20 protein-coding genes are annotated in these 23007 nt (G+C 47.6%); 7 read left to right on the top strand and 13 right to left on the bottom strand.

Annotation, left to right across the window (positions count from 1 at the left end; translation table 11 throughout):
* The first annotated feature begins 290 nt into the window (after positions 1 to 290).
* Complete coding sequence (locus B9N89_RS02300) at positions 291 to 653, top strand: hypothetical protein (protein WP_132314421.1); 363 nt, start codon at positions 291 to 293, stop codon at positions 651 to 653.
* Positions 654 to 820: 167 nt separating this feature from the next.
* Complete coding sequence (locus B9N89_RS02295) at positions 821 to 3172, top strand: DNA translocase FtsK (RefSeq protein ID WP_132314422.1); 2352 nt, start codon at positions 821 to 823, stop codon at positions 3170 to 3172.
* Here the strand turns inward: B9N89_RS02295 and B9N89_RS02290 are convergent.
* Genes B9N89_RS02290 through B9N89_RS02280 form a run of 3 tightly spaced genes read right to left on the bottom strand, consistent with a single transcriptional unit; the run spans position 3112 to position 5399 of the window.
* Positions 3112 to 4239, bottom strand: coding sequence for a glycosyltransferase family protein (locus B9N89_RS02290; RefSeq protein ID WP_132314423.1), 1128 nt, complete (start codon positions 4237 to 4239; stop codon positions 3112 to 3114). The genes B9N89_RS02295 and B9N89_RS02290 overlap by 61 nt on opposite strands.
* Positions 4236 to 4982 carry a glycosyltransferase family 2 protein gene (locus B9N89_RS02285; RefSeq protein ID WP_159455086.1) on the bottom strand — a complete coding sequence of 249 codons (747 nt, stop codon included), beginning with the start codon at positions 4980 to 4982 and terminating at the stop codon, positions 4236 to 4238. The genes B9N89_RS02290 and B9N89_RS02285 overlap by 4 nt, the downstream gene beginning before the upstream one ends.
* 15 nt (positions 4983 to 4997) lie before the next feature.
* Complete coding sequence (locus B9N89_RS02280) at positions 4998 to 5399, bottom strand: hypothetical protein (RefSeq protein WP_132314425.1); 402 nt, start codon at positions 5397 to 5399, stop codon at positions 4998 to 5000.
* Positions 5400 to 5719: 320 nt separating this feature from the next.
* Here B9N89_RS02280 and gcvT point away from each other — a divergent pair, with 320 nt between their 5' ends.
* The 3 genes from gcvT (at position 5720) to gcvP (ending at position 10378) form a co-directional block, all read left to right on the top strand.
* Positions 5720 to 6832, top strand: coding sequence for a glycine cleavage system aminomethyltransferase GcvT (gene gcvT / locus B9N89_RS02275; protein WP_132314426.1), 1113 nt, complete (start codon positions 5720 to 5722; stop codon positions 6830 to 6832).
* 26 nt (positions 6833 to 6858) lie between these two features.
* Complete coding sequence (gcvH, locus tag B9N89_RS02270; RefSeq protein WP_132314427.1) at positions 6859 to 7239, top strand: glycine cleavage system protein GcvH; 381 nt, start codon at positions 6859 to 6861, stop codon at positions 7237 to 7239.
* Between the two features lie 268 nt (positions 7240 to 7507).
* Entirely contained in the window at positions 7508 to 10378 is a 2871-nt protein-coding gene (gene gcvP, locus B9N89_RS02265) for an aminomethyl-transferring glycine dehydrogenase (RefSeq protein WP_132314428.1), read from the top strand.
* A gap of 40 nt (positions 10379 to 10418) precedes the next feature.
* On the opposite strand, the gene B9N89_RS02260 is transcribed toward gcvP, so the two are convergent.
* The 10 genes from B9N89_RS02260 to B9N89_RS02215 form a co-directional block, all read right to left on the bottom strand.
* Positions 10419 to 11729: a TRAP transporter large permease gene (locus tag B9N89_RS02260; protein ID WP_132314429.1), complete on the bottom strand. Its 1311-nt coding sequence runs from the start codon at positions 11727 to 11729 to the stop codon at positions 10419 to 10421.
* A gap of 8 nt (positions 11730 to 11737) precedes the next feature.
* A complete protein-coding gene (locus B9N89_RS02255) occupies positions 11738 to 12286 on the bottom strand; it encodes a TRAP transporter small permease subunit (protein ID WP_159455085.1) in 549 nt (182 codons plus the stop codon).
* Positions 12283 to 13362 carry a TRAP transporter substrate-binding protein gene (locus tag B9N89_RS02250; RefSeq protein ID WP_132314431.1) on the bottom strand — a complete coding sequence of 360 codons (1080 nt, stop codon included), beginning with the start codon at positions 13360 to 13362 and terminating at the stop codon, positions 12283 to 12285. The genes B9N89_RS02255 and B9N89_RS02250 overlap by 4 nt, the downstream gene beginning before the upstream one ends.
* A 103-nt stretch (positions 13363 to 13465) precedes the next feature.
* The gene (gene rapZ, locus B9N89_RS02245) at positions 13466 to 14347 is read right to left on the bottom strand and encodes an RNase adapter RapZ (protein WP_132314432.1); all 882 of its coding nucleotides are present in this window, start codon (positions 14345 to 14347) and stop codon (positions 13466 to 13468) included.
* Positions 14348 to 14359: 12 nt separating this feature from the next.
* Positions 14360 to 15820 carry an RNA polymerase factor sigma-54 gene (rpoN, locus tag B9N89_RS02240; RefSeq protein WP_132314433.1) on the bottom strand — a complete coding sequence of 487 codons (1461 nt, stop codon included), beginning with the start codon at positions 15818 to 15820 and terminating at the stop codon, positions 14360 to 14362.
* Between the two features lie 70 nt (positions 15821 to 15890).
* A complete protein-coding gene (gene lptB / locus B9N89_RS02235) occupies positions 15891 to 16625 on the bottom strand; it encodes an LPS export ABC transporter ATP-binding protein (RefSeq protein ID WP_132314434.1) in 735 nt (244 codons plus the stop codon).
* 1 nt (position 16626) lies between these two features.
* A complete protein-coding gene (gene lptA, locus B9N89_RS02230; protein ID WP_132314435.1) occupies positions 16627 to 17289 on the bottom strand; it encodes a lipopolysaccharide transport periplasmic protein LptA in 663 nt (220 codons plus the stop codon).
* Positions 17267 to 17857, bottom strand: a complete 591-nt coding sequence (gene lptC, locus B9N89_RS02225) for an LPS export ABC transporter periplasmic protein LptC (protein ID WP_165931677.1) — start codon at positions 17855 to 17857, stop codon at positions 17267 to 17269. Before lptC ends, lptA begins: the two co-directional genes overlap by 23 nt.
* A gap of 61 nt (positions 17858 to 17918) precedes the next feature.
* Positions 17919 to 18890 carry a KpsF/GutQ family sugar-phosphate isomerase gene (locus B9N89_RS02220; protein ID WP_159455083.1) on the bottom strand — a complete coding sequence of 324 codons (972 nt, stop codon included), beginning with the start codon at positions 18888 to 18890 and terminating at the stop codon, positions 17919 to 17921.
* Positions 18880 to 20505, bottom strand: a complete 1626-nt coding sequence (locus B9N89_RS02215; protein ID WP_132314438.1) for a CTP synthase — start codon at positions 20503 to 20505, stop codon at positions 18880 to 18882. The genes B9N89_RS02220 and B9N89_RS02215 overlap by 11 nt, the downstream gene beginning before the upstream one ends.
* 221 nt (positions 20506 to 20726) lie before the next feature.
* On the opposite strand from B9N89_RS02215, the gene B9N89_RS02210 reads away from it, so the two are divergent.
* Together B9N89_RS02210 and B9N89_RS02205 are read left to right on the top strand one after the other, a co-directional pair.
* On the top strand, positions 20727 to 21944 hold the full coding sequence (locus B9N89_RS02210; RefSeq protein ID WP_132314439.1) for a hypothetical protein: 1218 nt from the start codon (positions 20727 to 20729) through the stop codon (positions 21942 to 21944).
* Entirely contained in the window at positions 21945 to 22988 is a 1044-nt protein-coding gene (locus tag B9N89_RS02205) for a hypothetical protein (protein ID WP_132314440.1), read from the top strand. It begins immediately after the preceding gene.
* Positions 22989 to 23007: the final 19 nt, after the last annotated feature.

Raw genomic sequence — 23007 nt, 5'->3', positions numbered from 1 at the left:
TTATTATTTTTTAATGACCCTAATAAAAGTTGATCGACATACTCCATTTGAATGGGTAGACCTAAGTGCATCATCACCAGGGACCCCACCAGTCCCTCGAACCCCTGGCCATGTCCTCGCGCTGGGGGTTCACTTTTCCTAGCCCGAAGTCAAATCCCACAGCTGTCATTTCTTTTTACACTGTCACAATTTCAAAACCCTTAGAATGGCTGGCTTTTTACGGCACCATCCTTGCACTGTCAAGAATGTGAGCGCGGCTCACGATCCCTTTTTCTTGTTGGAGCTGTTATATGCGGATGTTGAACCCTACTGCTGAAAATGTCATTGCTCATCTATACACGGAACCGGATTTCTTGCCTCCATTATGGCGAGTGATTTATCAGGAAGCCGTTCGCGGTCACCACGTTCTTTTTGATCACGTACCCCACGGTCGGTACGCATCGAGAACTTTGACCATATCGAGGCCAGGTATCAAAACGGGAGTTTCCGAAAACCTACAAAAGGCTGTTTCAGAGATCCTGAAGGCGTCGTCCATTACGGACATGAAAAAAATTATTCGCGGCCTGAATCGCCAGGAGAGGGACATACTCTTTCACATGTACGAGCGTGCCATTCGTCGCTGGCAAGATCAGCTAAAGTCGAGTCTTAACTAAACGTCGAGCCTCCTGTACACCGCACCCCGTATGGGTGTGCGAGGATGCCTTGGCTAGTCAAAGCCATGATAATTTTTTCAGATCCGACTGGACATCAAGTAGCCCTGCCTCATACAACTGTACCAATGCTAAAATAGATTGGTAGCATTGTATGAGAAAGGATTCTGATGCCAAAACCTAAGTCTCTATCATTTCGCGACAGTTTGAAGCTCTGGACTCGCCGAGTTAACCCCCTGCACCTATCTGAAGACTATAGCCGCGAGGTTGTCTTTGCCATCCTAGCATGCATGAGCTGCTTCGTGTTCTTATCCTTACTTAGCTATTCGCCCTTAGACCCATCCCAAGTATCTCAAAGCTCTCCTCCACGGACGCCACAAAACTGGGGCGGCTATCTTGGTTCACACTTAGCTGGAGTCTTGGTCTACTATCTTGGGATTTGTTCGCTGTTTCTACCAATCCCTTTGCCACTGATGAGTTACAACTACCTCAAGCGCCAGCCGCTAGCATTCGCTGGTTCGAAGTTTTATGGTTGGGTGCTCCTGATTCTATCCACGAGCAGCCTTGTGGCTCGCCATGTCACCACTATCCCACACTCAGGCATTGATTTCCCAGCTGCAGGAATCGTTGGAGACCATATTTCAAGATTCCTCATTCTCAATATCGGCCACGTAGGGCATGAGATCCTGGCGATTACCGCTCTTTTTTGCAGCTTCATACTAATCTCGCGCCGGCCCCTCATCTCTATGGCGGCTCGTAGCATCAAAAAACCAAGTTTGCCAAAGCCTCAACTATCCAACCTTCGTAAAAAGAAAAAAATGAAGCCTGCTCTCTCCCCAGATCCTATCGCTGAAGAAGAGCCAACCACAAAGTCGGAGGCTCCGGATATTGAAATCAAGCCTTTACCGCAAGTACCGTCCTCACCATCCGAAAATAAGATGAAACCAGAAACAAGAAGCATCGCCAAACCACTGCAGGATCTATTCAAGAAACCTCAGTCTAAATCTGAACCTCTGGTTGTTTTAAACGAACAGCAGCCCGAGCCTGCTGCAAAAGACTACCAGCCGCCACCTTTGAGCCTCTTTAAAACCAATGAACACTCTTCGAAAATGACAGAAGAACAGCGACTCGAATTCCAAGAAACAGCCAAGCAGTTGGTCGCTGCATTTGGTGAATTCAATATCACAGGCAAAGTTATCGCTATCCAACCGGGGCCGGTTGTCGCCGTATATGAGTTTCAGCCAGAGGCTGGCACTAAACTTTCCAAAATGACTGGCCTAATTGAAGACATCGCCCTTGCCCTAAAAGTAGACTCGATTTTCATCCATCCAGTTTCGGGCAAACGGGCCCTCGGTATCCAGGTTCCAAATCGCAAGCGAGAGATCGTATTCCTTGGCGACATTGTCAAAGCTCCTGGATTTCAGAAGTCCACATCACCTCTCACCTTCGCTATGGGTAAGAATCTGAGTGGGGAACCGATCAGCGAAGACCTAGCGAAAATGCCTCATCTTCTGGTTGCTGGACAAACCGGATCGGGGAAATCGGTAGCCATAAACTCATTGCTTTGCAGTATCATCCTTAAATCGAAACCAGACCAGGTAAAGATGGTATTGGTGGACCCAAAGATTCTAGAGCTCAAAATCTACGAAGGTATCCCACACCTCTTAATGCCAGTGATCACCGAAGCACCAAAAGCCTCCCTCGCTCTTAAATGGGCCTGCTATGAAATGGATCGTCGCTACAAGCTTATGGAACTGGCTCGTGTAAGGCACATCTCTGGTTTCAACGAATATTGGCAAAAAGCTAACACCCAGGAACGCCAACGTATCAAAGTTCTTTCGGAGCAAGACAAGGTTGGAGAACTACCATTCATCGTAATCGTCATCGACGAGTTAGCTGACCTCATGCTTACGGCGCCCAAAGATGTTGAATCTTCCATTCAGCGTTTAGCGCAAAAAGCGAGAGCTAGTGGTATTCACCTTGTTTTAGCGACTCAAAGGCCTTCGGTTGATGTGATCACGGGTGTTATCAAAGCGAATCTTCCCTGCCGTATTTCATTCAAGGTTTTCTCGCGGGGTGATAGCCGAACTATTCTAGACAGTATGGGTGCTGAACGGCTCCTAGGGAAAGGGGATATGCTATTTCTGAAGCCTGGTACCAGCCGCTTGCATCGGATTCAGGGCGCATTCTTAGAGGATCATGAAGTTGTCTCAATGGTGGAATCTATCAAAGAAGACAGTGAGGAGTGCTTTGATGAGACAGCAATTTCCTGGATTGAAGAGGAATACGAACGCCAATCAGGTGGTGATACACCAGCCGTAGGCGATTCCGAAGAAGACCCGAAATGGGATCACGCCATTGCCGTCGCGCAAAAGCAGGGAGCTGTGAGTGCCTCCTATCTACAGCGCACTCTTAAGATTGGCTACAACCGGGCGGCTCGCATTGTGGAAGCCATGGAGCATCAAGGCCTTGTAGGCTCTGCAGATGGTTCCAAACCCCGTAAGTGGCTTGGCCCAACATGAGCGATAAGTTTTTCAAGTTGACGAGCCATGACTGGCAGTGAAAAATGTGTGTGGGCTTCTCGGGCTCGGGCAGCCTTCTGGTCGAGACCTTCTCGAAACGACTCGATTAGCAACTTCTTCATGAGTGCGACGGCTTTATCTCCCGGGAGGTCTCGATAGCTCGCACCTGCGGATTCCGAAAACAAGCAATCTTCCAAAGAACCTACTCCCGAAACAAAAATCGGGGTTCCACAAAGTAGAAACTCTTCGGCAACTCGACAAATTACTTCTGAGCCTTGGCTACAAATAACCCCTAAATGGCTAGCACCGAGGATATTACCAACTTGGGGTACACGCTCAGCGACAAGCTCCCAGTCCTTACCCTCAACAAGCTTCACATCATCAGCAAATGCTCGCATGTGCTCGATAGGAATATTTGCCGGTTCGCCAATCACCTTTAGTAGGGGCTTGGGCAAGTCTTCTGGCCAGCTCAATAGCAACATACGAAACCAAAGAAAAAAAGCTCCATGGCCTTTCACTGGATCGAAGCGACCAAGGATGGTAACAGTAGGCCTCTCGTACCGCGTTTCACTTGCTTGATAGCGCTGAGCATCAATGCCTAGTGTGATTGCTTTTGTGCGTGTTTCCAAAGACCTAAAGTTTTTGGCCACCGTCTCACTCGGAGTAATCACACCAGCAATATGGCTTTGAGACAACCGATAGGACCAAGGTTTTGGAGGGTGCGTCAGGTCACGATCTTGGCCCCGAAAACGGATGATCGGAGTTCCCAAGAAGAATCGACTCAGAAAGGTCTCTGCCCCCCCATAAACAAAGATAACATCTGGTCTTATTTGCCAGTACAGCTTTATCAAACGAGGGAGAGTTGAGATTTTAAAGTGGGCTAGGGGAGAGCAAGATAAACCTTCGTTCATCGCCCGTAAATGTCCCGGCTTATCCGCTAAGCCTGTGAAGACAGAGTTCCAACCCACATCTTTAAGGCTTTTGGCTGCGCTTAAAGCATACTCTGTAACGGCCGAGTTCCAACGATTGGAACAGATGTGCCACACTGTCTTCTTGTCATTTTTCACCGTTCCAACTCCCTGAGCTTTGCATACTTGATATAGGCGTATAAACTACTGATGAGAGCATACGTGTATCCTGGATAGCCATCAAGAAACCCAAGGCGAAATACATAGCGGCTCAAGAATTCAAGCCAAGGCCGAAAAATATGCGAAACCATGGGAGCCTTTTTCCCAAGGCTCTTATGACGATCTGCAATAGCACTCGTATAGCGATTAAACCTTGCAAAATAATCGGCTAGATCCTTATAGGAATGATGCAAAAGAGTGATACCGGTGAGATATGAAGCCCGGCCCTGATTGAGCTTTACCGACTCGTGGATGCTACCCTCGTAGCGACCATGGCCTCGGTGAAAAAGCCTCAGTGGTGCATCCTTGGTTTTGCCATAGCGCATTTCTCGCCCCATAAAAACAAGGTGCCGACGAAGTCGAAAACCGTAGGCTCCGTTGTAAAGGGCATCGTCAAAAACAGCTTCTAAATTTCCAACCAAGACCTCATCAGCGTCGAGAGATAAAACCCAATCGTGCTGGCATTGATCCACGGCGAAATTCTTTTGGCTAGCAAAATCATCGAACGGTCGCTCGAAAATGCGAGCCCCGTATAACCTAGCAATTTCCTGAGTGCGGTCCTGACTTCCTGAGTCGACCACAAGTAGATCGATGCCTGCAGGCAAGCTCTGCAAGCATCGTTCTAAATTAGCCTCCTCATCTTTTGTGATGATGAAGACTGATAGCTGATTTAAAGAACTCAAAATAAGCCTTTGTGATTAAAAGGGAGCCGTCGTCGCAGTCCAATAATCCTGGTTTTCATTATTGCGGATCATCACCGGAAAACCAGTCATAGAGCCGACTTCACGATCATATTTCTTCAAAACCACAATTGTTGAAGAACGTGAATGTCTTACTATACGGCCGATAGCCACAATGTAGTTATATTGGTTCTTAATTTCAACATAATCGCCAACCGCACCAGTGCGGGGCTTTACCGAACAGAACACCTTTTTATTCACACGCTTGTCCTTGGTTTGGACAACATGCTGGCTTCGCTTGAGTTTTTTGCAGACTTGAACCTGAGAGGCAAAGCTCACGTGGGATACAAGAACCATAGAAAGGACAAAAGAAACAGCAACTAATGCGGCTAAAGTAAGCCATTTTTTCCAATTCAACATTTTCAGCTCCAACAATCAACAACAGCAAATAGCAACGGCAATAAGGAAAACGGACAACAGCTCCGTCAGTGTTTAGTAAGCAAGGGCTATACCTGATGCCCTTGCGCCGAATATTAAGTACTTATGACGCATAGTAAGAATTGACTTTGTCACAGCAGCTAGGACTTTGTCTATTATTTGTACACTTTCTGGTCCCTCGAAAGCCTGTCCTTCTGCAAAGCAATTGGAACGCCGTGGTTCTTGCTTCTTGCTTTGTATTTTTTGTCCAGAAAAGGCAAATTCCAGCTTGTGAGCAACAAACTTCCAAGAAAGGCGCAAGTATGGCGAATCAAGACCTGAAACGAACTCCAATATTCGACGTCCACAAGCAGCTTAAGGCGCGACTGGTGCCCTTTGGAGGGTGGGAAATGCCGATTCAGTACGAGGGAGTCATTGCGGAACACCAGACCGTCCGCACCGGCTGTGGCAGCTTCGATGTATCTCACATGGGTGAAATCATAGTATCTGGCGAACAAGCGCAAGACTTTCTCCAATGGGTCACAATCAATGACATCACGCGTCTTGCACCTGGGCAAGGCCAGTATAGCGCCATGTTAAACGAAGCAGGCGGCATGATTGACGACCTCATCATCTATCGTATAGCCGACCAGGAATATCTTCTCTGTGTCAACGCTTCTAATGACGACAAAGACTACCAGTGGCTATCCTCACAATCAGGAAAGTTTAAAGTCAAGCTAAGCCATGAGTCGGATCGTTGGAGCCAGATCGCAATCCAAGGACCTAAGTCTTCCGAGTGCTTGTTGGCGCTCTTCGATAACGCGACCCAAAATAAAATCTCGGCCTTGCAGTACATGGAAATTATTCCTGCCGACTTTCAAGGGCAAACAGGCTGGATTGCTCGTACTGGGTACACGGGAGAAAAAGGTTTCGAGATCTATATACCCAACTTAGTCGCGGCAGCAACCTTCACTGACCTTGTCGAGAAAACTGATGCAAAGCCTATTGGTTTAGGAGCTCGCGATACTCTTAGACTCGAAGCCTGCTACTTGCTCTATGGCAACGATATGAACGACACTGTTTCTCCTATCGAAGCTGGAATTGGCTGGGCCACACGGATGGATTGCGGCGAGTTCGTTGGTAAGGATGCTGTTGTGAAGCACAAAGAAGCAGAGGCCAAACGGCGCAAGAATGTGGCATTTATCATGGAAGATAAAGGAATCGGTCGTCAGGGAATGAAGCTCTATAAAGGCGATCAACTCGTCGGTGAAATCACGAGTGGATCACACCTTCCCAGTCTTGAAAAAGCAGGTGGAATGGCTTTGGTAGACAAGGATTTGGTAGCAGTCGGGGATTCCGTTGAAATCGATGTCCGCGGCAAAAGAAAACTTGCGAAGATCGTTAAAAGGCCACTATATTCAGCGAAGGTTAAGTAGTCGCGTCTCAACAAAGGATATTTAAAATGACATACCCAAACGAACTGAAGTACACCAAAGATCATGAATGGGTGAAACTAGAAGATGATGTAGCCATCGTTGGAATCACTGACTACGCTTTGGAGCAGCTAGGCGATGTTGTTCACATCGAGCTTCCTAGTGTCGATGAGCAATTTGACGCCGGCTCAACCTTTGGCACTATCGAGTCAACAAAGACAGTGTCTGATCTTTACATGCCAGTGACTGGAAAAATTAAGTCTGTTAACAATGACTTAGAAGACAATCTTGAAACCTTAAGCGACAAGCCTTACACAGACGGCTGGCTGATTAAAGTTGCTGTTACAGAGGCTGGCGACGAACTCATTTCCGCAGCTGAATACGAAAAGTTCATCTCGGAAGACGAATAATCCCTAGGGCCCTCGCTGGCCCTAATTTTCTCCTATTATTTCGTAATCTTACACCAATTTTTCTCCCACCCCGTATATTTGCCTTTTAGCATCATTTTGTATAGATTAGCGCCTAATCAGTTGGCGGCTGGAACTGGTGGTCATAGCGCAACGGGAAAGACGCCCTTTGTACTTGTACAAAACACGCTTTCGACCGAAAACGCTTTAAGAGCCTGCAATCCAGGCCAGCAACGCACACAAATGACCCTCATCTATAAGGTGGTGATTCATGACAAAGCTCTGGCAATCGGCAAGCTACCAAAACTCCTTCTCCAATCGGCACATTGGCCCGGACCAGGATGAAATCACATCCATGTTAAAAGCCTTGTCTTACGAATCTTTGGAAGAACTAGTAGATACCGCGGTTCCAAAGGACATTCAGGACAAAGCCCCTCTCGACATCCTCCCTGGAATCGCCGAGCACGAGGCCCTGCAAGAGCTTCGCGCCATGATGAGCAAGAACAAAGTCCACCGCTCATTGATCGGTGCTGGATACTATGATTGCGTGACCCCATCTGTTATCAGCCGCAACATATTAGAGAACCCAGCCTGGTATACACAGTACACGCCTTACCAAGCTGAGATCGCACAAGGGCGCCTCGAAGCACTTCTGAATTTCCAAACCATGGTCGCTGAGCTTTGTGGTCTCGATCTTGCCAATGCCTCGCTTCTTGACGAGGGCACCGGGGCTGCAGAAGCCATGAACATGAGTCGCGAGATTGCAGCCAAAGGCCAAAGCGATAAATTTTTTGTCTCCCAACATTGCCACGCCCAAACAATCGGCGTCTTAAAGACAAGAGCCCTAGCTCTGGGTATTGAAGTCGTCGTTGGTGATGAATTTGACTTCGATTTTGATGAAAAACCATTCGGCTTGTTGCTCCAGTATCCAGGCAGTCACGGAGCGGTTGCAGACTACACTGATCTTGTCGTCAAAGCCAAACAAGCAGGCGTCATTGTCACGTTTGCAACTGACCTTCTTGCGTTAGCTTCATTGAAGTCCCCTGGGGAATTAGGTGCGGACATAGCCGTTGGTAACTCACAACGTTTTGGTGTTCCTCTTGGATACGGTGGTCCCCATGCTGGGTTCTTTGCTACCAAAGATGAGTTCAAACGCAAGATACCCGGACGAATCGTAGGTGTCACCAAGGATGCCAACGGTGACAAGGCCTACCGACTAGCTCTTCAGACTCGTGAGCAGCATATTCGTCGGGATAAGGCCACAAGTAACATCTGTACCGCTCAGGTGCTGCTAGCGATTATGGCCTCCATGTATGGTGTGTTTCATGGCTCAGCTGGAGTTAAAAAGATTTCGAGCCGTGTGAATGCGTTGGCCAACCTTTTCGGTCGTGGCGCTAAGTCTATAGGCTTCGATCTTCTCACTCCCAATTACTTTGATACAGTCGCCGTTGTCACTGATAAGGCTCAAGCTGACAAAGTCATGACAGCTGCACTAGCAGCTGGTTACAACCTCAATCGTTACAATGAAACCACCATTACCATCGCCTTCGATGAAAAATCTGATTTAGAAGAAGTAGAAGAAGTGCTCTCTTTCTTCGGCGACTTTAAGAAATCACTTAAAGACTTAGCAAACGACGAAAGTGGTACGATTCCGGACGGTCTACAGCGAACCAGCGATTTCATGACTCACGAAGTCTTCAATCGTTTCCACTCTGAAACGGAAATGATGCGCTATATTCGTAAACTAGAGGCCCGAGACCTTTCTCTCACTCGTAGCATGATCCCGCTGGGTTCTTGCACCATGAAGCTTAACGCAGCTTCTGAACTGATGCCAATCACCTGGCCTGAAGTGAATGGGTTACACCCTTTCGTTCCTCTCGATCAAGCTCAGGGCTACCAAGAACTATTCACACAGCTAGAGAACTGGCTTTGCAAGGCCACAGGATTTGATGCTGTGTCGCTGCAGCCAAACTCGGGTGCTCAGGGTGAGTTTGCTGGTTTGATGGTGATCGCTAAATATCACGAAGCTCAAGGCCAAGGCCACCGTAATGTCTGTTTGATCCCGTCTTCTGCACATGGCACCAACCCAGCGTCTGCTGTTCTCGCAGGAATGAAGGTGGTTGTGATCAAATGCGATGACGAGGGTAACATTGACTTAAACGACCTTCAGGGTAAAGCTGAGAAGCATAAAGACAAGCTTTCGGCTCTGATGATCACTTATCCATCAACTCACGGAGTTTTTGAGAACGACATTACCCGCATTTGCGACATCATTCATGAGAATGGTGGCCAAGTTTATATGGATGGTGCCAACCTCAATGCTCAAATCGGACTTTGCCAGCCTGGCAAATATGGTCCCGATGTCTGCCATATGAACCTTCACAAGACTTTCTGTATTCCACATGGGGGCGGAGGTCCTGGTGTCGGCCCCATCGGCGTTCGCTCTCATCTTGCAGCCTATTTACCGAACCACCCTGTAGTCACCATGGGCGGCAAATCAGGTGTTGGGCCAATTTCTGCAGCTCCATGGGGTAGCCCCAGCATCTTGCCAATCTCTTGGATGTACATTCGCATGATGGGTGGTGAAGAGCTGAAGAAGGCCACTCAAGTTGCCATCCTCAATGCCAACTACATGGCGAAGCGTTTGGAAGGAGCATTCTCAGTAGTTTATCGTGGTAATAAAGGCCTGGTAGCTCATGAGTGCATCATCGACCTTAAAGAGGTCAAAAAGACAGCAGGAATCACCGTTGATGACATCGCCAAACGATTGATCGACTATGGTTATCATGCTCCAACAGTATCTTGGCCTGTACCGAATTCAATGATGATCGAGCCCACAGAATCAGAATCGAAAGCCGAATTGGATCGTTTCTGTGATGCTATGATCTCTATTCGCGAAGAGATTCGCGAGATCGAGTCCGGCAAGGCGGATAAGGATCAAAATCCACTGAAGCATGCGCCTCACACTGCCGCTATGATAGGCTCCGATGCCTGGGATCAGGCCTACTCCCGAGAGCAAGCAGCATATCCATTGCCTTACGTGCGGGACAATAAGTTCTGGCCGTTCGTGGCTCGGATTGATAACGCTTTTGGAGATCGCAACTTAGTGTGTTCTTGCCCTCCTCTTGAAGACTACGAATAGACTTTAATCGATAGAGGCCCCTTTGATGGGGGCCTTTTTGTTAAAAAACGATCTTAGGTAGCCACAGAACAAGTTGCGGGAACACCGTAATCAATACTAAGGCAAGCATCTGGATACCCACAAAGGGCAGGACTCCCCGATAGATATCCATAGTCTTGATGTCCTTTGGCGCAACTCCTTTTAGGTAAAATAGGGCGAAACCGAAAGGTGGGGTGAGAAACGACGTTTGCAGGTTGACGGCGATCAAGATAGCCAACCAAAGTGGGTCAAATCCAAGACCAGTCATAATCGGCATGATGATTGGGATCACGATAAAGCAGATTTCCAGAAAATCGAGAAAAAAACCCAGAATAAAAAGAAGAAGCATCAGAGCGAAAAGAATCCAATATTTGCTGAGCGCCAGTTGGTCTATCACATCGACAATCAGCTCGTCTCCATGAAGACCTCGAAACACCACGCCGAAAAACTGAGCTCCAAGAAGTATCATGAACACCATCGATGTCGTCTGAACGGTCTCTTGACTCACCTGGCGAATTAAATCCCATGAGAACTTACCCTTCCACAGTGCAATAATTAGAGCTCCTGTGGCACCGCAGGACGCCGCCTCAGTTGGGGAAGCCAGTCCCCCTAGAATGGTACCCAAAACCAAGATAACTAGGAGCAGGGGAGGTGCCAGCGCTGACAGAAGCTCTTGCCAAGAGGCCCTGGTATCTTCACTCATTGCACTTGATGCTGATTGCCCACGAGACTTGAGAAGAACATAGAAAGCGTAAAAAAGAACCAGGAGAAGGCCAGGAATGATCGCACCGGCAAATAGGTCCCCAACGTCAACATTCATCATGTCACCAAGGAGCACTAGCACAATTGAGGGTGGGATGATCTGCCCCAGGGTTCCTGATGCTGCAATAGTACCTGTCGCCAGTCGCTTATCATAGCCAGATTGAATCATTGTTGGTAGGGACAATACCCCCATGGTTACCACGGTAGCGCCAACAATCCCCGTAGACGCAGCAAGCAAAGCACCCACGGCGACGACTGCTATGGCAAGACTCCCACGGAAGCCGTGAAACAGCTGACTGATCGATTTTAATAGGGATTCCGCCACTCCTGACTTTTCCAAGGTAATGCCCATGAATACAAACAGTGGTACAGCCAGCAGAGTGAAATTTGAGATGATGCCAAATACCCGCGTGGGAATGAACCCTAGGTCTTGCCAATAAAAAATATCCAAGTACGTACCTAAGGCAGCAAACAGAAGAGCCACTCCAGACAAGACAAAGGCCACCGGATAACCCGAAAGCAGGAATAAAAGTAGAGCAGGGAACATCAATAAAGGAAGGTAGTCTTCCATCGTACAACCTATTTTTTCGTGATGAGTTGAATACTGTGAAGCAAGCTTACGAATGCTTGGAGTAGTAGGAGACATGCCCCCAAGGGAAGGAATGATTTAACGATCCACCGAGCGGGTAAACCACCAGGGTCTGGCGATCCCTCTCCTCGAATGAAAAATTCCCAGAGTGAATTCATTTGCCCTGAATCGTTCATTCCAACGGATGAAAAATCTCTTGCCTGCATAACATCATGTATTCCAAACCAGATAAGAACCAATAGAGAAGGAATCATTAATAATATGCAGCCAAGAACGTTGATAAGTGATTTGACCCTTGATGAAAAACCACCATAAAAGACATCAACCCGAACGTGCCTTTCGAAATGCAGGGTTGAAGCTGCTCCGATTAGAAAAATAAAGCCAAAGAGATGCCAGAGCAGTTCTTGAATCGCAATAGAGCTAGCTTGAAAAAAGTAGCGAGCGATCACCTGCTGTGTCGTAAGCAAGACGAGCAGCAAAGTCGCCAAGCCGGTAAGACCCAAAAGGACCTTGTGGACAGACTCCAACCAACGATTCACGACTGCAAGGCTCCCATGTAAGCCCGTTCTGTAACATCCTGATGTGCTGTAAATACATCCTGAAATTCTTGAAAAGAGCGATAGATTTTCTTTGCTAGGGGACTGGTAGCAGCTACCTCATCCTTGGCTTGTGCAGCATAGGTCTTCATGACCTCAAGTACAGGTTTAGGGAATGACAAGACTTCCACCTTACCTTCGCTACGAATCTTCTTAAGGTGCATTGCATCCTGGAAAATCCACTCGGCGTACATGTCCCGATCAAGTTCAGCAGCACAGCTTCTAACCACTGCCTGAAGTTCAGCAGGCAGTTCCTGCCACGCCTTCCTATTGATCATAAGTTCAAGAACAGGGCCAGGCTCATGCCATCCAGGGTTATAGTAGTAGGGGGCAGCCTTATGGAAGCCCATCACATAATCATGATAGGGACCAACCCATTCAGTGGCATCGATCACCCCTGTGGCAAGACTGGTGTAGATTTCACCACCAGCCACCAGAATCGGCTTAGCCCCTGCCTTAGCAATCACCTTACCACCCAAGCCTGGGATCCTCATCTTCAGGCCTTTGAAGTCATTGATCGACTCAATTTTCTTTTTGAACCAGCCACCCATTTGCATGCCAGTGTTCCCTGCCGGGATAGCCATCAATCCATGTTTAGCATAAAGCTCGTCCCACAGCTCCTGACCACCTCCGTAGCCGAGCCAGGCTCTCATGCCATTGGCATTGAGACCAAACGGAACCGCTGTAAAAAATACCGCCGAGGGGATCTTGCCTTGCCAGTAATAGGATGCAGAGTGCCCCATCTGAAGGCGACCAGCTTTAACCGCATCAAAGGTTCCAAGAGCAGGCACCAGCTCACCGGCACCGTAAACCCTGATCTTTAAGGCTCCTTCGCTGATCAATTCAACTTTCTTAGCAAACTCTTGAACCCCTGTGCCCCAGATAGGCAAAGTCTTTGGAATGGTCATCGCCATACGCCAACGATATTTTTTCCCTCGTGCGATTGCAGGCATGCTAATAGCTGTTGCCGCACCGGCAGAGGCGAGTGACGACTTTATAAACTCACGTCGTTTCATCATGAGATCCCCTTATTAGCAATGAAAAGCTACCAGGGTTATAGCGGAATTGAGCGGCCAACCCAATAGGGGAGGGAGCTACAGGTCACACTTAAAATACCCATGTCTACAAATCACGATGGGAAACACTTACGTAAATGTTAGGTAGGGAAAGATCTGCAAGAGCAAAGGCTAGCTTTTCAGCAAGAGCTACACTGCGGTGCTGGCCACCGGTACAGCCAATACCGATACTAAAGTAGTGTTTTCCCTCGTCGTAGTAACAAGGCAAAAGAAATTTATGGAGATCAATTAACTTATCGAGCAAATCCCCGGCGTGAGGATCAGAAAACACATAGTCGCTAACATCCTTCTCCAAACCAGTTCTAGGCTTCAAACTAGGCTCAAAGTGGGGGTTTTTCAAACAGCGAACATCATAAATGCTATCAGCAGGCTTTAGGGCCCCATGCTTAAAACCAAAGGATGTCACCGTCACAAATAGACTCCGTCCCATGACACCATCACCATAGTGTTTCTCCACCTGCCTCATGAGGTAGTGGGGGCTCCAGGCGGTAGTATCAAACACCACTTCCGCTTCATCAATCATGGGAGCCAGTGCCTGAGCCTCTCTCCTGATAGCCGCGATCAACTCTCCAGACTCTTGGTGTAAGGGGTGACGCCTACGATTGGTACTAAACCGAGTTGCCAAGGCCTCATCGCTAGCAGTAACAAACAGCACCGACAACTGGATCTTCTTTTTAAGCCGATCACGCAAAGCCATGAATCGTTCCACGAAATCGGAACTTCGAACATCCATTCCCAAAGCCAATCGAGAATGATGAAGATCATTGGTTATAAAGTAGCTCACGGCGTCTTCGACAAGTTCAAGGGGAAGGTTATCAATGCAATAGTACGACATATCCTCTAAGGCATTGATGGCGATCGACTTACCTGCACCAGAAAGCCCTGAGACTATCACAAGACTTGGAATTTGTTCTGTTTTCTGACTCACGGGATCTAAATCCTAAAAGTACTTTTTACGTTTGCTGCTAGGCAGTATCCCCATCTGCTCTCGGTATTTGGCAACGGTACGGCGCGCCAGCTGAATGCCACGCTCGTCCAAAATATCTACAATCTTCTGATCTGCCAAAGGTTTTTTGGGATCTTCAGCCTTGATAATATCAGCGATCATCTTCTTCACAGAGGCACTCGCTAAATCATCGCCACCAGCCCGAGACACCGAACTGTTAAAGAAGTACTTCAGCTCGAATATACCTTGCGGCGTATGCACGTACTTATTGCTAGTCACACGACTGATGGTCGATTCGTGCATTTCGATATCTTCGGCAATATCCCTTAGAACCATCGGTTTGAGATATTCGATACCTTTTTCAAAGAAGTCTTTCTGCCTTTCAACAAGCTTTTCGGTAACCCTTAATATGGTTCTCTGTCGCTGTTGAATGCTTTTGATAAGCCAGGAGGCCGACTTCATTTTGTCATTGATGTATTCTTTCTCTTCGCTACCTTGAGCCATGCTCTCGATCATGTCTTCGTAGACTTTCGATATCCTGAGATGGGGTAAACCTTCCTCATTTAGCGAAACAATCCATTCGCCCGAAACTTTGAAAACGTAGACATCAGGAACCACATATTGAGTTTCCATACCACCGAACTGGCGCCCCGGAACAGGCTCCAATTCCGCGATGATCTGCACATTCTCAATCACAGACTCCAGGGAAATCTTCAGAGCCTTAGCGATAGCCTGAAAGTTTCGAGTTTCGAGGTCTGGTATATGGTCTTCAACAATTTTTTCGACGATGCCATTGCGCAATCGCCCCAATCGTAGCTGAACTTGCAAACACTCTTTCAGATCCCGGGTGCCAACACCGACTGGCTCCATACGTTGAACCACATCCAAGATATCTTCAACTTCATCCGCACTGACGCCAGCAACTTGGGCCAGGTCTTCGATAGGGCTCTGCAAATAACCTCGCTCGTCGATATTACCAATGATAAGCATCGCCAAAGAGCGCTCCTGCTCATCCAAGTCAGTCTCGCCAAGCTGAGATAATAGAAAGTCATTGAGTGTTCCCGCCCGAGATAAATTCTCATGATTGGGGAAGTCGTCATCTTTCGAGGCGGTTTGCGTCGATGGGGTAGGGGCTTTCTCAGGCCGGTTTAAGTAGGACTCCCAATCCTGCTCACTACCCCGTTCGCCGGAGTCATCAACGATCTTTCCAGCTTCCGCCATGTGATCGCTCACCGCCTGGGCTTCTGTACGCTCTGCCTCACGTTCCACTTGAATTTTTTCTTCGTGAGACTCAACCACACCTTCTTCAAGGACCGGGTTTTCCGCGAGCTGTTGGGTGACAAACTCCTCTAGCTCAAGGCGAGACAATTGGAGCAACTTGATGGCCTGCTGTAACTGCGGGGTCATCAAGAGCTGCTGACTGAGTTTTAAAGACTGTTTCAGATCAAAGGCCATACGTCACACCAAACTTCTTAAGGAACATATCTATTTTAGCTTATCGGCCACCTGTGGCAAAATTTTTGCATCACAATCTGAAGTTTTCTCCTAAGTAGACCTCTCGCACAACCTGATTATTCGCAATTTCATCAGGAAGTCCGTGAGCCACAATATTTCCACTGGTAAGTATGTAAGATCGATCACAGGCTCCTAGGGTTTCTCGTACATTGTGGTCTGTAATTAAAACTCCCAGCCCTTCTTCATCTCTAAGTTTCTGAATAATTCCCTGTATTTCTTGAACGGTAACAGGGTCAATACCCGCGAAGGGTTCATCGAGGAGCAAGAATTTTGGCTTTATGATCAAAGACCGGGCAATTTCAACCCGCCGCCGCTCTCCCCCGGATAAAGCCGCGCCCATACTTTTCGAAATATGACCAATCTGAAATTTAGTGAGTAGTTCTTCTAGCAGGTTTTTTCTTTCATGGGCAGGAACACCCACAACTTCCATAACCGATTTAAAGTTATCTTCAACACTCATCTTGCGAAAGATCGACATATTCTGAGGTAAGTAAGAAATACCCCGACGGGCTCGAATGTGCATCGGTAGCTTCGTGATATCACGCCCCCCCATCAAGACCTTGCCTGAATTGGGATAAAGCAAGCCAACCACCATATAGAAGCTGGTGGTCTTACCAGCACCATTTGGGCCCAGAAGGCCTACAACTTCCTGCTCACGGATCTCAAAGCTTACAGACTTAACAACTTCCCGCGACTTAAAAGATTTTCTTAGCTCGACTGCTTCGAGTTTTAGGGGCTCCGCCAAACTATTGGGCCTCCTCTGGTTGAACGACTCCCTGAGCTTGGTCTACCGTAATCAGACCCGTTTGTACATCGTAGACGATCTTTTTGCCACGGATCAGATGACCGCCCTTATACAAGCGAGCATTGCCAATGAGTTGTACAATCTGAGTCTGGTTGATAAAAATTGCACGGTCACCATGAGCTGTCACTCGTTCTGTAGGGTCTTCAGAAAACTTGGACATTTTCACCTGGCCTTCAATTTCAACTTTCTCAACCGAGTCATCTTTTTTCTTCGGATCGACAAAAATTTTCGCCTGATCGGCCTGGAGTCTTAGTTCATCTTGAGTGATCACAACATTCTTCCGCATCACTATGATGCCACCATTCTTGGTGTAGGTAGAACGACCATCACTTTTTAGCTTAATAGGAGACTTGGCTGCCTTCTCTTTATTGCCTTTTTTATTTGGCTTTTTGGGTTCTTGATCGATGTCGCTGTCATCATCTGCTGGCTTTGTATCGGTCTTCGGCGACTCCTGAGTTGGCTGTCTTGGAGGCTGCCTTGGTTTAGGTTTCGATTGATCTTGTTCGAGATCCTCGATGCTATCGATAATGTCGGCCACACCTAAAGGAGCTAGTAATAACAGCCAGGCGCAAACAAACAGATTAAAGATTGGGAATCGCTTCACTTTGCAGAGTTCCTTCTATGGGGCCAATTAGGTCGAGATCCTCGGTCTTGATATCGTATTGGAATCCGCCCTGACCGGCAAATTGACTGTTAGGCCCGGTAAACTGTACCGGCACATCCGAACGAAGGATTTGCTCAGCACCGAAGTACTGTGCGTATTGGGTTTGGATCACACTATCCCGAGACCCGACTTGAACATTATTCTCGACTTCACAGCGTTTTACTTCGCTATTTTTCATAAGCTGAACAATGCCGTTCGAATTGAAATACACCGTAGCGGACTCAGCAGCAAAGTGCTCCCGCTTTTCTGTATTATGCCGCAAGCCGCGGATATCCCCATAGACTTCTAGGATATTTGGCTCACGGAAGTGAGCCATACGCCCCGTCAGTGTCGACTGGACTTCGTGCTTCTTGTAGCGATACAAGGTGAATTCTTCGAGGATGATACGAGGCTGCTTCGCATCGGGGTCCACTTGGTCCCGCAACGTGCGATCCTCTCGACTTAAAAAGACCCAGAGAGCCAAACTGCTTATGACTAGAAATATAACCGTAACGACATTTTTGCCCACACACAAGACCTTAAGCTAAAGGGGCACGATGCCCCTGTCTGTTCAGTCTCTACTATAGTCGTTAAACTATTTTTGCAGCAAGCAGATCGTACATGCGGATCAAACCTAGGGTGACGCCTTGATCATCTTGGACAAATAGACTGGAAACGTTTTGCTGTTCCATGAAGTTCACAGCATCAACCGCGAGAGTATGATCGAGAATCGATTTTGGCTTACCACGAACAAAGTCTTTGGCCGTGGCCGTAAAAACATTGGACTCACGATCGATGAGGGCCCGCCTGAGATCACCGTCGCTAATGGCTCCCACAAGGGAACCCTCGGCATCAAACACGCCCGCAATACCGAAGTTTTGCTGTGTGATCACCTCAAGGATGCGATGGAAGCCATCATCCAAGCTAAGTTTCAGGGGTAGACACCGAATGTGGTCTTTCACAAGGGAGAGCTTCCTTCCTAAGCTCCCACCCGGATGAAACGCAGCAAAGTCCTCCTCACGAAACCCTCGCGCCTTCATTAACGATACCGCTAGGGCATCACCAATTGCCATGGCAACGGTTGTGGAGCTTGTAGGAGCTAAGTTCAAAGGGCATGCCTCACTCACTACACCGCCATCCAAGACAATGTCAGCCAAGCTCGCCAGAGTTGACTCCAACTTTCCCGTGATCGCGATGATGGTTTGCCCGTTGCGCCTGGCCGCCTTGGCAACTTCTACAGTTTCCATGGTCTCCCCACCGAAGGCGATGGCCAATAGGATATCTCCTGCGTCCATCATTCCAAGATCGCCGTGGAGGGCTTCTGCTGGATGGAGGAAGAAAGACGAAGTTCCCGTGGATGCAAGGGTCGCGCTAAGTTTGCGGCCAACGTGCCCCGATTTCCCGAGTCCTGCCACCACGACCTTTCCTTCTGAGCGCAGGATAGCTTCCACGGCATCAGTGAAACTACCATCCAAGACATCCGTTGTTTGCTTTAGAGATTCAATTTCCGCTCGAATGGTCTCTCGGCCCCAAGCCACGATCGCGTCGCGATTAACGGCCATGCTCATCCTTCCTGGCTTCAATACTGGCTCGTACAAAGTCTCGGAATAAGGGATGCGGCTCCATAGGAGAACTCTTGAGTTCTGGGTGAAACTGGCAACCCACAAACCAGGGGTGGTCTTGGAGCTCAATCATTTCCACAAGGGTTTCATCAGGGCTCATGCCACTAAACACCATTCCTTTTTCTCGGAAGCCGTCGCGGAAGTCATTATTGAATTCGTAGCGATGGCGATGACGCTCTGAAATTTGCTCTTTTTTATAAGCTTCCATAGCTTTGGAACCGGACGTAATTGTACATGGATAAGCTCCAAGCCTCATCGTTCCACCAAGCTCTTCCACATCTTTCTGTTCTTCCATCAAATGGATGATGGGATATTCAGTGTTGGGGTTTAACTCCACACTGTGAGCGTTAGACAATCCCAAAGCATTTCTAGCAAACTCCACAGCAGCGAGCTGCATGCCAAGACAAATTCCAAGAAATGGCTTTTTACTTTCACGTAGGTGCCGAATGGCTTCGATTTTACCTTCGGTACCGCGATTTCCAAAGCCGCCGGGTACAATAACCCCGTCGAAGGCGTCGAGAGCTTCAGCTACGTTGTCTGAATTGATTTCAGTAGCGTCTACGTATTCGACTTCAATCTTTGCTCGGTTGGCGATCCCTGAGTGAACCAATGATTCATTGATACTCTTGTAGGAGTCGATTACATCCGTGTACTTACCCACGATCGCCACTTTACATGTAGTGCGTGGATGATCAAGGGCGTCCTCAATTTGTTTCCATTCAAGAAGATCAGGGTTCCTGGTCCAGATATTAAGATGATCCACGATCAGCTGATCCAGGCCTTGGTTGTGAAGATACAGAGGAACCTTGTAGATATTATCCACATCACAGGCATCGACTACACATTCTGCTTTCACATTACAAAATAGGCCAATCTTGTGCTTAAGCTCTTCGGGTAGCGGGCGATCTGCGCGACACACCAGAATATGCGGCTGGATTCCAATTTGCCGCAGCTCTTTAACCGAATGCTGGGTTGGTTTGGTCTTTAATTCGTGGGCGGCCCCTATATAAGGAACCAGGGTGAGGTGAAGGTAGAGCACATTCTCTTCACCGAGATCGTACTGAATCTGGCGAATCGCCTCTAAAAACGGCAAACTCTCAATATCCCCTACAGTCCCCCCGATCTCGATAATGCCAACATCAGCACCCTCGGAAGAGGCATAGATATTTTGCTTAATCTGATCGGTGACATGAGGAATAACTTGGACCGTGCCGCCTAAGTAGTCGCCTCGACGCTCTTTAGAAAGGACGGTGTCATAAACCTGCCCTGTGGAAAAGCTGTTAGCCCGGGTGAGTCGAGCTGAGGTATAGCGCTCGTAGTGTCCTATATCGAGATCTGTTTCCGCTCCATCATCGGTGACAAAAACTTCACCATGCTGAAAAGGACTCATGGTTCCTGGATCCACATTGAGATAGGGATCAACCTTTGTCAGGCTAACCTTTAAACCCCGATTTTCTAGTAATGCTCCCACGCTAGCTCCGACAATGCCTTTGCCAAGTGAAGAGACTACGCCGCCCGTAACAAAAATAAACTTGGTGCGATGACGCCGACCCATCTCGTAAATTCCATAAATTATTAACGATTTTAGATGCTTATATCCAGATTGGTACAGTCTATGTGGACGGGAGTGTATCCTACCTAAGCATCTCAGGTAGGTCAAGTAAGTTTCCTTGATCAATCTGGCCAAACTTTTTTGGCACCTCCCTACACGGTTGACCCACTTGTTGTTAAAATAGAGGAAGAATCCAACTCGCTCATTTTCTCGGCAGGCTGACTATGTCTAAAGCTAAGGGATCACCACGTCTTTTGAGTCTAGTAATTGGCGTAGCCATGGTCGCGTCCTGTAAGTTCCAGCCTAATCAGCTGAGGAGTACCCATCAGGCCCCCAACGTTTATCAATTCCTGGTGAAAGGTAGTATTAAGTTCGATCGATCAGCAGCCCAGACTGGTGGAGATCTCAGCTTTCAACTGACAAACTCCTATAGCTGTGGTGTGGAGTACTGGGCTGACGACCTCAATCAAGAGCCACAAGCCACTGCCCCTAAATACGTTCAGTGCCCCGAAGGCAATTTGAGCCCTCTAATTTTCATTCCTGGTCTGGACCCCAGCGTGCCGTACACCTTCAAACTCATGGTGTGGCCAAAAAGTCTTACTGTCGCCAGTGCTGCTTACATCGTCCTCAAAGAACGACTAAGCCTCAGCGATCAGGCCACAGACCACATCATCTTTCACAATTATAATGCACCACGCCAATCAGGAGAGACTTATACCTTCCTAAGTTCAGGAGAAACCTCACTTCTTGAACTAAGAAACGAATTGCTGGGAAAGTATCCCGTTGAAGAAGGTATAACCTGCCAGGCTAAGCAACCAATTGAACAAAACTTCAATTTCACTCGGAATCGATCCTTGGATGATGGAGAAAAGCGTCCGCTCCATGGCTTACGTTCACTTTCAACGGATGGCTACGCGATAGGGCCTGCTAAGCAACACAGCTTTTTTGAAACAAGACTAAAGCACTTCTTCTCCTCGGTTGAAAGGCTTAAAAACTGGCAGTGGAACTTCCAATGGGAAGACTTAGCCTATGAATTTACTACTTTTCCCCCCGGACATATCGAAGATCTGTCAATCAAAACCAGTCAAGGGGAAGCTAGCCTAGGAAACCGCGATCTTCTGGGAACACTTCCTAGTTACGAAGTCGGGGAAGAGGCTCCTGAATTCAACTTGAATGCGATCTTTCCGGGTCAGATTAATTTTGTTCATGTTGAAATCAAAGACCCATTCGCCCGTAATCGAGCTCTGTATTGCTCTTTGCTATATGAAAATTCAACATTCATCATACCGGAGGAACCCTATAAAAGCCTCGATCCCGGGAATTACGATATTACGGTGATATTTGAGTCCATTCAGATTCACTACAAATCAAATCTTCCTTATCCACCTTGGGTTATTACGAGCCAAGACTGGATTCACGCCAAGATAAAAAAGGTACTTTAGATGAAGCAAATAATTTTTCTTATATCTGTCTTGTGCGGATTTTCAGCCTATAGTGCTGAGGTCACAAAAAAACTGAAAAAAAGTAAGAAGATCGTTATTTCCGAAGGCAAGAATAATGGCTTCACCAAAGATTCTGAAGCGTGTGTATACGATGATGAAGATACCGAAGTCTATTGTGGCACAATTCAAAAAGCCAAAAAGACAAAGTCCCTTATGAAAGTGAAGAAACGCAAGGTCTTCAAGAAGATCAAAAAGGGCATGACAGTAAAACTCAAAAATGCCGACGGAGCTGTGACTCAAACAGCAGACGCATCAGGAGCAACAAGCACGGAGCCCAAGGGTGCTACCAATTTCAAGTTGGGCTATATCCTAACTCCATTAACCCCATCGGTTTATAACGTTATCAGCTACCTCGATCCCGATGGGAATACTGTCAACACTTTATGGGACGCCGACAGGGTCTCCAGCCTATCGCTGTTGGGCTTTGGTGCTGAGTTCGGCTTTGGTATTTTTGGTTCGAAAGCCGCTGTCGGAGTTCGGATGAGGGAGTACAAGGGCTTCACGATTAAGGCAAACTATACTGGGGATCGCAGTTTATACGCTGAAACGACCCTTAATGCCTCGGCAACGGGATTCTACTTTGACTTCAATTATTTAATTCTCGACTACGGTTCAATGTCTTTAGACTTTGGCAATGGACTTGATATCGATAGCGCTGCCTTAACAATGACGACTGATCAAAAGTCAGACAGCTCAGAGGAATCGGTTAGGATTTACGAAGCAAGTTCTACTGCAACAACAATTTCTCTAAGAACCAACATCAATATCAATTTCTACTTTGATCCCATTGGTGTGCAAGCGGGTACATCTCTGTTGATACCCCTTACTGCATCGGTGTCTGACTCCATCACAGCTACGGATAGTCAAATAGATACTAATCTTGGGGGAGGGGTCACGGCTGAAGACGATGTTCGCCAAGCAATCGGGCACGACAAAGGTAGCATAGGTCTAGAAATGTTTTTCTCTGCATACTTTGCATTCTAGGGGCTTTTGACGTTTGGAA

It is taken from the genome of Pseudobacteriovorax antillogorgiicola (assembly GCF_900177345.1).
In the GTDB taxonomy this organism is placed as follows: domain Bacteria; phylum Bdellovibrionota_B; class Oligoflexia; order Oligoflexales; family Oligoflexaceae; genus Pseudobacteriovorax; species Pseudobacteriovorax antillogorgiicola.
Note: the sequence above shows the minus strand (reverse complement) of the source record. Positions and strands in the feature narration are given on the sequence as shown.